This window comes from Campylobacter sp. 2018MI13 (assembly GCF_018501135.1).
Classification (GTDB): domain Bacteria; phylum Campylobacterota; class Campylobacteria; order Campylobacterales; family Campylobacteraceae; genus Campylobacter_E.
This window is the reverse complement of the sequence record NZ_JAHCZC010000005.1, coordinates 33,452-44,305: the sequence shown is the minus strand read 5'-3', so window position 1 is coordinate 44,305 and position 10,854 is coordinate 33,452. Positions and strand designations below refer to the sequence as shown.

Genomic DNA, 10,854 nt, shown 5'->3' with positions numbered 1-10,854 from the left:
GATAATAATTGGGTTTTAGAAGACGCAAAAGTTATGGAATTTAAATTAGGAAATAATTTTGATGATACCTTTATAATTAATCAAAATTTAGAAAAAGAAATGATTTTAAAAGATTTTAACCCAAGTTTGCTTGATAATTTAGGCACTGATGATAGTTCTTTAAAAGACGCATTTTTTTATCTTAATAATTTTGAAGCTAATAAAAACATAGCAAGAGCTAGTATTTATAAGCAAAGTATATTTTTATTATATGCTCCATTTTTTATGCTTATAATTTTTTACAATATTCCTATTATGCCAAGATATAATGATTTAAATATCTATGCTTCAACATATACAAGTTTATCTTTATTAGTTTATGGAGTTTTATTTTTGCTATTAAGATTTGCTAGTAATGGTAGTATAAATCCTGAACTAGCTATTCTTTTGCCAATAAGTATAATTATTGTATATTCATTAATGAAGTTTAATAAAAATAAGTGATTATAAAAGGAGCAAAAAATGGACTTTTTAAAACTTGCAAATGGTATTAATACACCTTTTTATTTGTATGATTTTAACGAGATTGAAAATAGATTTAATAGTATTAAAAAAGCATTTAGTGGAGCTAAAAATAATATTTTTTACGCGGTTAAGGCTAATTCAAATTTATCTTTATTAAAGTTTTTAGCGAATTTAGATAGTGGATTTGATTGTGTTAGTGCAAATGAGATTAGAAGAGCTTTAAAAGTAGGTGCTAAACCTTATAAAATAATTTTTAGTGGGGTTGGTAAAAGTGCAAGTGAATTAGAATTTGCAATAGAGCAAAAAATACTTTATATAAATGTAGAAAGTAGTGCTGAATTAGAGCTTTTAGAAAGTATTGCAAAGAGTAAAAACCAAGTAGTAAATATAAGTATTCGTGTAAATCCTAATATAGATGCAAAAACTCATCCTTATATTTCAACAGGTCTTAAAGAAAACAAATTCGGAGTTAGCCTAGATAATGCTAGGGCTATGTTTTTAAAAGCACATAAATCAGATTATTTAAATCCAGTAGGAGTTCATTTTCATATAGGTTCAAATATCTTAGAATTAAGTAGTATTATCCAAGCTGCTATTTTGGTAGAAAAATTTATAAAAGAGCTAAATACCGCAGGGCTAAATATTAAGTTTTTTGATATTGGTGGCGGAGTTGGTATTAAATACAAAAATGATGAAATCGAGCCTAATTTAGATGAGTTTGCACATATGATTAAAAATATTGCAAAAGCACAAGATTTGACAATTTGCTGTGAGCCAGGTCGTTATATTGTAGGAAATGCAGGTTATTTAGTAAGCAAGGTTTTATATGAAAAAATTAACGAAGGAAAAAGATTTGTAATATGCGATGCTTCTATGTGTGAACTAATTCGCCCAAGTTTATACGAAGCATATCACGAGATTTTAAGCTTTCCTAGTGTAAATAAGCTAAACGAAAGTAGCAAGGCTGATTTGGTTGGTGGAGTTTGTGAAAGTGGAGATTTCTTAGCAAAAGATGTAGTTTTACCACCTTTAGTGGCAAATGATTTAGTAGTTATTAAAAGTTCAGGAGCTTACGGATTTGTAATGAGCTCAAATTATAATTCAAGAACAAAGGTTGCTGAATATTCTTTATATAACAATGAGTTAAAATTAATAAATAAAGCTCAAAGTTTTGATGAATTAATAGCTAATGAATTATCTTGTTTGTGAGTATATTATGAATTTAGAAGAAATTAGACAAAATATAAATAAAATTGATGATGAAATAATTAAATTATTAAATCAAAGAATGGAATTTGTAAAGCAAGTTGGTATTTTAAAGCATAATGAAGGTAGTCCAATTTATCGTCCTGTAAGAGAAAACGAGATAATAAATAGACTAAGTGAAAACAGCAAAGGCTTATTGGAAAAAGACGCAATTAAAGCAATTTATCAAGAGATTTTTGCAATTTCAAGAAATCTTGAATTACCACAAAGAGTTGCGTTTTTAGGTCCAATTGGCACTTATACTCATCAAGCAGCAAGATTATGGTTTGGAGCACTTAGTGAATATATTGAGATTGCTACTATTGAAGATGTTTTTGTTAGTTTAAATAACGATGAAGTATCTTATGCAGTAGTTCCTATAGAAAACAATACAGAAGGTGGAGTTGGAGCTACTCTTGATTGTCTTGCAAAATACGATGATATTTTGATTTTTGCTGAAAATTATTTAGATATTCATCATTCATTCGCAAGCACAACTGATGATATAAGAGATATTAAAGTGATTTTTTCTCATCCACAAGGCTATAATCAGTGCAAAAAATTCTTAGAAGCTCATAATATTTTAGACATTGAGTTTGTCCCTACAAAAAGCACAGCCGCTGCTGCAAAATTAGCAAAAGATACGCCAAACTCAGCTGCAATTTGCTCAAAAATTGCAGCAAAATTAAGCGATTTGCCTTTAATGTTTGAATGTATTGAAGATAATAAGGCAAATAAAACTAGATTTTTAGTGCTTAGCAAACATTCTTGCGAAAAATCAAGCAATTCTAAAACATCAATTCTAGCAAATACAGCACATAAAGCAGGTGCTTTAGTTGATTTGCTTAATGAGTTTAAAGAAGCAAATATCAACTTAACTAAAATTGAATCAAGACCTTTAAAGAAAAAAGAATTTGAATATAGTTTTTTTATTGATTTTGACGGACATATTGATGATTTGAATGTGCAAAAAATCTTAAAAAATAAAACAAATATAAAATGGCTTGGCTCATATTTAAAGAATGATAAATGATTAAGCAATTTTTACAAGGAATAGGCAAGTTCTATTCGGGTTTAGAAAAAAAACAAAAACTAACTATATTAGCAGCCATTATTGCAACCGTTGCTTTTATAGTTTTTTTACTCGTATATAATTCTGGTAATAATAAAAACTACTCTGGATATTCTGTTTTATTTGATGAATTAGATACTAAAAATTCAGCTGCAGTTGTATCAATATTAGAAAAAAATCAGATAAATTATATTTTAAAAGATGAAAGCACCATTTTAGTTCCAAGTGCTGATGTTTATAAGCAGCGTTTAGAAGTGGCAAGTGCTGGAATTTTAAAGGATAATAAAGTAGGTTTTGAGATTTTTGATAAACAAGAATTTGGAGCTACTGATGAAGAACAAAAAATCAAGTTTAAAAGAGCTTTAGAAGGCGAATTAGCAAGAACAATTGAGAGCCTAAATCCTATTAATAAAGCTGCAGTTCATATTGCTTTTGGTAAAGAATCTTTATTTGTAAAAGAAAAAGAGCCACCAACAGCTTCAGTGGTTTTAAATATTAAAATGGGTATGAAATTAGGTCAAAAACAAGTTTTAGGGATTAAAAATTTAATAGCATCATCAGTAGCTGGTTTAAGTGTTGAGAATGTTAAAATAATTGACCAAAATGGAGTTAATTTAGGCGCTGATGAAGTAGGGCTTGATGTAGATGAATTAAACGCACAAATAAATTATAAAAAAGAATATGAAAATTCATTAGAGCAAAAGATTATAAATGTTTTAGCACCTGTTCTTGGTGGTTGGGATAGAGTTGTTGCTAGAGTTAATGCTGATTTTAATTTTGATAAGGCAAATAGTCAAAGTGAAGTGTTTGACCCAAATTCAGTCGCTAGAAGTGAGCAAAGTTTAGAAGAGAAAAAAGAAGGCAAAAAAGGTAAAGAAGTAGGCGGAGTGCCAGGAGCAATATCAAATATTGGACCTGTTCAAGGCATTGAAGATGGAGAAAATAAAGAAAGTTATAGCAAAAATCAAAGCACAATTAATTATGAAATATCTAAAAAAATTACAACCATCAAAGGTCAATTTGCAACCTTAAATAGAATTAGTGCAGCAGTAGTAGTAGATGGAAAATACGAAATTGATGAAAACGGCGAAGTAAAATATGTAGCAATTAGTGATGATGAGCTTAAAAAACTGCAAGGTTTAGTAAAAAACGCAATAGGATTTAATGATACTAGAGGAGATAGCGTTAGTGTTGATAATATTAGATTTAATAATATTAAAGCTCCAGTTCCACCATCAATTAAAATTACTAATTTCTTAGAAAGCTATATAATGCCGTTTATCCCACCTGCAAAATATATTTTTGCTATGGTGTTAATGTTTATATTTTATAAAAAGGTTATATCTCCGTTTATTAAGAAAATGCTTGAGGATAAGGTATTTACACCTGAAGAATTAGAAGAAATTAGGCGTGAAGAAGGTGCTGATGATGAAGAAGATGCGATAGAAAAATATCAACAAGCTAAGAAAAGAGTTGAAGAACAACTTGGAATTGACGCTGGATTTAGTGAAGATGAATTACAATATGATATTTTACTTGAAAAATTAAAAACTATTAGCACAGAAAAAAGTGATGAGGTTGCTATGCTATTTAAAAGTTTATTAAAAAACGATGCTGAATTTAATCAATCTCAAAAGGAAATGTAATGGCAAATTTAAGCAACGAACAAAAAAGCTTATATAATGATTTAAGTATTTTAGAAAAAATTGCAATATTTTTGGTTCTAATGGGAGAAGAGCCAAGCACATTAATATTTTCAAATCTTGATACAGATATGGTAATTGAAATCACAAAATATATTGCAAGTGCAAAGCAAGTCGATAGAGCAGTAGCTACTGCTGTATTAGAAGAATTTCACGCTTTACTTAAGTCAAATCAGTATATTAAAAATGGTGGTTTGGAATTTGCTAAAGAGATTTTATACAATACTTATGGGATTGAAGAAGCTGAAAAAATCTTATCAAAATTAGCAAAAACTTTAGATGGAAATCAAGCATTTTCTTATCTTAGCAATATTAAACCTCAACAATTAGCTGACTTTATCGTAAATGAATATCCACAAACAATAGCTTTAATTATTGCACATATGGAGCCTACTAGAGCAGCTGAGACTTTAGAGTTTTTTGAAGATAATTTAAGAAGTGAAGTAATCCATAGAATTGCTACTTTAGGTGATATTAGCCCAAGTATTATTAAAAGAGTTTCAACCGTTTTAGAGAGTAAATTACAATCTCTTACATCTTATAAAGTTGAAGTTGGAGGGACTAGAGCAGTTGCTGAAGTGCTTAATCGTCTAGGTCAAAAATCAAGCAAATCAACTATTGCATATTTAGAGCAAACTGATGAAAAACTTGCAACTACTATTAAAGATATGATGTTTACTTTTGATGATATTACTAAATTAGGCACAACAGCAATTAGAGAGATATTAAAAGTAGCTGATAAAAAAGATTTAATGATAGCTTTAAAAGGAAGCACGGAAGATTTAAAAGGTATGTTTTTATCTAATATGAGCCAAAGAGCAGCAGAGAGTTTTAATGAAGAAATGGGATTTTTAGGTGCTGTTAGGGTAAAAGATGTAGAAGAAGCACAAAGAAAAATCGTTGAAGTTGTTCAAAAGCTTAATGAAAGTGGAGTAATACAATTAGGCGAAAGTGATGAGATGATAGAATGATGAAAACTATTATTGATAATAAAGCCAAAGAGCATCATATTCAAAATTATAAATTTAAAATTCTAAGCTCATTTGATACTGATACAAGTGAAGAGCAGCTTAGTGAAGTTATTGAAACTCCACAAGAAATAAAAGAAGAGCCTGTAATAATTAAAGAAATTACTCCGCCACCACCACCGCCACCAAATCCAATCAATGAAGAAATGCTTAAAAAAATGGAAACTTTAAGCGATAATGTAGTAAAACTTCAAATGAAACTTGAAAAACAAGAAGAAGAATTTGAAAAAAGACTTTTAAATGAGATTGAAATAGCTAAAAAAAACGCTTATGAAGAAGGTTTAAACGCAGGTAAATCTCAAAATGAAGATAAAATAAACGAGCTTAGTATAAATGTATCAAATAGTATTAAAAAGCTTGAAAATAAATGCCAAGAATTAAGTGATTTTTGTGAAAAAACAAAAAGCGATTTAAACGAAGCTGCTTATTTAATAGCTAAAGAAGTAGTAAATAAAGAGCTAGAAACAAGTTCAGCAAAAATTGCTCTAGCTTATGCAAATACGATAATGCAAGGAATTGATAAAAGTATTAAGATTAAAATCAGCGTAAATCCTAAGGATTTTGATTATTTAAATAAAGAATTAAGTTCAAATAGGATTGAAATCTTAGCTGATGATGCTATTAATAAGGGTTGTTTGATTATTAATTCAGATACATTAAATACTCAAATTAACTTAAAAGAAAGATTAGCACAAGCAAGGAGTATGATATTAGATGAAGCGTAAAATTGAAAATATCAAAAGCCTTAATGAAAACGAATTAAAAGAATTATGTAGTGATATAAGAGCTACAATCATTGAGCAAGTTAGCAAAAACGGCGGTCATTTATCGTCTAATTTAGGCGTGGTTGAACTAAGCGTTGTTCTTCATCATTTATTTGATATAAAGGAAAATCCTTTAATTTTTGATGTATCTCATCAATGCTACGCACATAAAATATTAACAAATAGGAATTTAGAAAATCTAAGACAATTTAATGGAATTAGTGGTTATACCGAGCCAAATGAGAGCGAGTATGATTTTTTTATAGCAGGGCATTCATCTACTTCAATATCTCTTGCAACGGGGGTTGCAAAGGCTTTTAGTCTTAATAAAAAAGATGCAATTCCAATTGCTATTATTGGTGATGGGGCGATGGGCTGTGGATTAGCTTATGAGGCTTTAAATGAATTAGGAGATAGAAAATATCCAAGTATTATTATCTTAAATGATAATAAAATGAGTATTAGTAAGCCTATTGGTGCGGTTTCAAGATTTTTATCAAAAAGTTTATCAAGTCCAATTTATCAAAAATTTAAAAAAGGCGTTGAAGCAATGCTTGAATACTTGCCTGAAGGTGCTAGATATACTGCAAAAAGATTTGAAGATGGATTTAAATTAATCACTCCTGCTGGAATGTTTTTTGAAGAATTAGGACTTGAATATATTGGCCCAATTGATGGGCATAATATTGCTGATTTAATAACCGCATTAAATCTAGCAAAAAGTCTTAAAAAGCCTGTATTATTGCATATTCAAACAATCAAAGGCTATGGTTATGAGTATTCTTTAAATGATGAAGGTAGTTGGCACGGAGTTGGAGCTTTTGATATAAAAACAGGTAAGAGTTTAAGTAGCTCAAAAAAACCTAGTGCAACGGCAATTTTTAGTGATATTTTAGATGAACTAGCAAGTAAAAATGAAAAAATAGTAGGTCTTAGTGCAGCTATGCCAAGTGGCACAGGAATTGATAAATTAATAGCAAAATATCCTAATAGATTTTATGATGTAGGAATAGCAGAAGCTCACGCAGTAACTTCAATGGCTGCTATGAGTAAATGTGGTTTTATGCCTGTTGTAGCTATTTATTCAACTTTTTTGCAAAGAGCTTATGATAGTTTAATTCACGATTGTGCAATACTTAATCTTAATATGGTTTTTGCACTTGATCGTGCAGGGATTGTAGGAAATGATGGCAAAACTCATCAAGGAGCTTTTGATATTTCATATATATCTTGCATACCTAATTTTAAAATTTGTGCTCCAACGAATGCTAAAAGTTTTAAATTATTGCTTGAATACGCTACAAGTAAAGTTGGGCTAATTGCTATTCGCTATCCAAGGGGAAGTTTTGCTTTAGATGAGAGCTATGAGCCAAGTTTAAAAACTCATTTTATTAAAAATGTAAATTCTAATATAAGCTTTTTAGGTTTTGGAGAAGGCGTTGCAAAAGCTTTAGCAGTTAGTGAAGAAATCAATGCAAATGTAATTGATTTAGTATTTGCTAAACCACTTGATAAAGAGTTTTTATTAAATCTTGCTAAGAGTTCAAAAGAATGGCATATTTTTAGCGAAAGTGCAAAAATAGGCGGATTAAATTCTATAATTTCTAGCTTTTTAAAAGAATATGATTTAGACATTAAATTAATATCTTATGAATACGAAGATGAGTTTATAACTCACGGAAATACAAATGAAGTTATGCAAAGCTTAGGGCTTGATGCAAAAAGTATTATAAATAAAATTAAAGGCAATAAATGATAGTTAGTGCAGGAATAAGTGAGATTTATGATTACGCAGAGCCTATTGGATTAGGTAGTAATTGTTCTATAAAACTTAGCGAATTAATACTTAAAAAGCAGCCAAAAAGATTGATTTTTATAGGTTCAATGGGGCTTTATACTAAAGAAATTGAGCTTTTTAGCGTAAATGAGTTTAAAAGTGCTGTAAATATTGAATTAGCTATGTTAGATGATTTAGTTTATACCCCTATGAAAACTAATGAAGTTTCTAATTTAAATTCTTCTAATTATATTTGTAAAAATTACGAATACGCTAAGAAAATGAATGAAAAATACGGGATATTAGGCGAAAATATGGAGTGTTTTAGTTTTTTTGCGACTGCTAATTATTATAAAATCCCAGCTAGTGCAATTTTAGTAGCGACTAATTATTGTGATGAATTCGCACACGAAGAATATATAAAAAACATAGCAAAAGCTAATGAAATACTAGAAAATTACTTAGAAAACAAAGGACTTTTATGAAAGAATTATTAGATTTTTTACCAGAAGAATACAACCTTAGTCCAAAATATCTAAATAATGAATTAGCAAAATTTGTATATCAAAAATATATAAATGATTTTAGCGAAGCTACAAGTTTATCAAAAGCTTTAAGAGAGCAATTAAAAAATGAATTTAACATTATGCCACTTAGCTTAAAAATAGCTCAAACAAGTATTGATGGGAGTATTAAATTCTTATTTTCCTTGCACGATAATCACACAATAGAAAGCGTTTTGCTACCTATGAAAAAAGAAAGAATAGAAAATGGTGTGAAAAAAAGTGCAAAATACACTATTTGTATAAGTAGCCAAGTAGGTTGCAAAAGTGGTTGTGCCTTTTGTTTAACGGGTAAAAGTGGGCTTATTAGAAATCTTAGCACAGCTGAAATAGTAGCCCAAGTATTATTTATCAAAAAATACGCAAAAATTCCTTATGAGCAAGGTATTAATATAGTTTTTATGGGTATGGGAGAGCCACTTGATAATTTAAAAGCAGTTAGCAAGGCTATTAAAATCTTTTCTCATAACGATACTCTAGCAATATCACCACGCCGTCAAACAATCTCAACAAGTGGTCTTGCAAAGCAAATTGAAGAATTAGGCAAGATGAATTTAGGTGTATTACTTGCAATTTCGCTTCACGCTGTAAATGATACTTTAAGAGATGAATTAATGCCTATTAATAAGGCTTATAATATTGAAAGCGTTTTAAATGCGGTAAGGAATTTCCCAATAGATGCTAGAAAAAGAGTGTTATTTGAATATTTATGTTTAGGTGGGATTAATGATGATTTAAGCCACGCAAAGGCTTTAGTAAAATTATTACACGGAATAAAAGCTAAGATAAATTTAATTTATTTTAACCCACACGAAGGCAGTATCTATAAACGCCCAAGTGAAGAAAAAGTAATTGCTTTTAGAGATTATTTACAAGCACACGGACAAAACGCTACCATTAGACAAAGCAAAGGTCTTGATATTAGTGCAGCGTGTGGGCAATTAAGAAATAACGAGGATGAAAATGCAAAAACCATCATATAGAATAGCTCAAATATTAGTAAGACTTTATAATGAAGAGATATTAAATAAGCACGATTTAGCTGAAGAATTTGGAGTAAATGCTAAGACTATTCAGCGTGATATTAATGAAAGATTATCAAAATTACCAATAATTGCTAGAAGAAATGGGGATTATAGTTTAGATAAAACTTATATCAAAAGCAATCACGAAGAGATTAGAAAACTTATAAAAATATTTGATATTACTATGCTTCCAACAAGGCTTAGCGATGAGTTTTTAAACAATCTTTTTACTCAAAAAGAACTGCCAATTACTAATATTAAAAATAACGAAATTGATGATATTAGCAGTGTTTATGAGAGCTTAACTAATGCGATTTTAAATAAGGTAAAAATTAAAATAACTTATAATGCAAAAGAAAGAATTCTAATGCCTTATAAATTAGTAAATCATCAAGATATTTGGTATTTATTAGCTTGTGAAGAAGCTGAACTTAAAAGCTTTACTTTATATAAAATCAAAAATTTATTAATCACACAAGAAGAATTTATCCCAAATGAAAGCACACAAGAGCTGATTAACAATAATTCAAGTAGTTTTATATCAAATAATATTACAAATGTTATTTTAGAATTAGATTGTGTTGCTAAAGAATATTTTTTAAAAAGAGCAATATTAAAAAATCAAAGAATAATCTCAAGCCATTTAGATAAAATCATAATAGAAACAGAAACAAGCTATGAAGATGAGATTATTAGGCTGGTTTTTAAGTGGATTCCACATATTAAAATTCTTGAGCCAAAAAGCTTAGCAAATGAGTGCAAGGCTAGAATTAAAGAATATTTAAAGAATATATAATGCAAAAGCAAAAGATATTTGAAATAATTTGTAATGAGTGCAAAGAAAAGCAAATTAGCATAGTAAATATTGAAGGATTTAGCATAATAAACGAAGAGATTTTTTGCCTAAAAAGCTCAAATAAGATTTCTTATAATGATTTAAGATATATTGATTTTGCTTATATTTTATTAGAAATTAACACTAAAAATAGTTTAATAAATGCTTTTAGTATAGCTGCAAAATTAGTAAGCGATGATTATGAAGAACATAAAGAATTATTAAAAAAATGCTTTTTGCTCTTAGATGATACAACACATTTTAAAGACCTTGAAAAATGCTTAATAATGTTGCAATTAAAAGAAAGTTACGATAAGTTAGAAGATAAATTCTAGTAA

Annotated in this window: 11 protein-coding genes; all 11 read left to right on the top strand. The window is 28.8% G+C overall.

The window, feature by feature from the left end; all coding sequences use genetic code 11:
• Nucleotides 1-483 (top strand): LptF/LptG family permease (locus tag KJQ99_RS01200; RefSeq protein WP_214149764.1); only part of this gene is annotated, 483 nt, incomplete at its 5' end.
• A gap of 18 nt (nucleotides 484-501) precedes the next feature.
• Entirely contained in the window at nucleotides 502-1,713 is a 1,212-nt protein-coding gene (gene lysA, locus KJQ99_RS01195) for a diaminopimelate decarboxylase (RefSeq protein ID WP_214149763.1), read from the top strand.
• Between the two features lie 4 nt (nucleotides 1,714-1,717).
• Nucleotides 1,718-2,782 carry a prephenate dehydratase gene (pheA, locus tag KJQ99_RS01190; protein WP_214116008.1) on the top strand — a complete coding sequence of 355 codons (1,065 nt, stop codon included), beginning with the start codon at nucleotides 1,718-1,720 and terminating at the stop codon, nucleotides 2,780-2,782.
• A complete protein-coding gene (gene fliF / locus KJQ99_RS01185) occupies nucleotides 2,779-4,467 on the top strand; it encodes a flagellar basal-body MS-ring/collar protein FliF (protein ID WP_214115799.1) in 1,689 nt (562 codons plus the stop codon). The genes pheA and fliF overlap by 4 nt, the downstream gene beginning before the upstream one ends.
• Complete coding sequence (gene fliG / locus KJQ99_RS01180) at nucleotides 4,467-5,495, top strand: flagellar motor switch protein FliG (protein ID WP_214115798.1); 1,029 nt, start codon at nucleotides 4,467-4,469, stop codon at nucleotides 5,493-5,495. The genes fliF and fliG overlap by 1 nt, the downstream gene beginning before the upstream one ends.
• Nucleotides 5,495-6,277, top strand: coding sequence for a FliH/SctL family protein (locus KJQ99_RS01175; RefSeq protein ID WP_214119882.1), 783 nt, complete (start codon nucleotides 5,495-5,497; stop codon nucleotides 6,275-6,277). The genes fliG and KJQ99_RS01175 overlap by 1 nt, the downstream gene beginning before the upstream one ends.
• The gene (dxs, locus tag KJQ99_RS01170) at nucleotides 6,267-8,072 is read left to right on the top strand and encodes a 1-deoxy-D-xylulose-5-phosphate synthase (RefSeq protein ID WP_214115796.1); all 1,806 of its coding nucleotides are present in this window, start codon (nucleotides 6,267-6,269) and stop codon (nucleotides 8,070-8,072) included. Before KJQ99_RS01175 ends, dxs begins: the two co-directional genes overlap by 11 nt.
• Entirely contained in the window at nucleotides 8,069-8,578 is a 510-nt protein-coding gene (locus KJQ99_RS01165) for a phosphorylase family protein (RefSeq protein WP_214119880.1), read from the top strand. The genes dxs and KJQ99_RS01165 overlap by 4 nt, the downstream gene beginning before the upstream one ends.
• Nucleotides 8,575-9,639, top strand: coding sequence for a dual-specificity RNA methyltransferase RlmN (gene rlmN / locus KJQ99_RS01160; protein ID WP_214115794.1), 1,065 nt, complete (start codon nucleotides 8,575-8,577; stop codon nucleotides 9,637-9,639). The genes KJQ99_RS01165 and rlmN overlap by 4 nt, the downstream gene beginning before the upstream one ends.
• Nucleotides 9,620-10,477 (top strand): helix-turn-helix transcriptional regulator, encoded by an 858-nt coding sequence (locus tag KJQ99_RS01155; protein ID WP_214149762.1) that lies wholly within the window; start codon nucleotides 9,620-9,622, stop codon nucleotides 10,475-10,477. The genes rlmN and KJQ99_RS01155 overlap by 20 nt, the downstream gene beginning before the upstream one ends.
• On the top strand, nucleotides 10,477-10,851 hold the full coding sequence (locus KJQ99_RS01150; RefSeq protein ID WP_214115792.1) for a hypothetical protein: 375 nt from the start codon (nucleotides 10,477-10,479) through the stop codon (nucleotides 10,849-10,851). The genes KJQ99_RS01155 and KJQ99_RS01150 overlap by 1 nt, the downstream gene beginning before the upstream one ends.
• The last annotated feature ends 3 nt before the right edge of the window (nucleotides 10,852-10,854 follow it).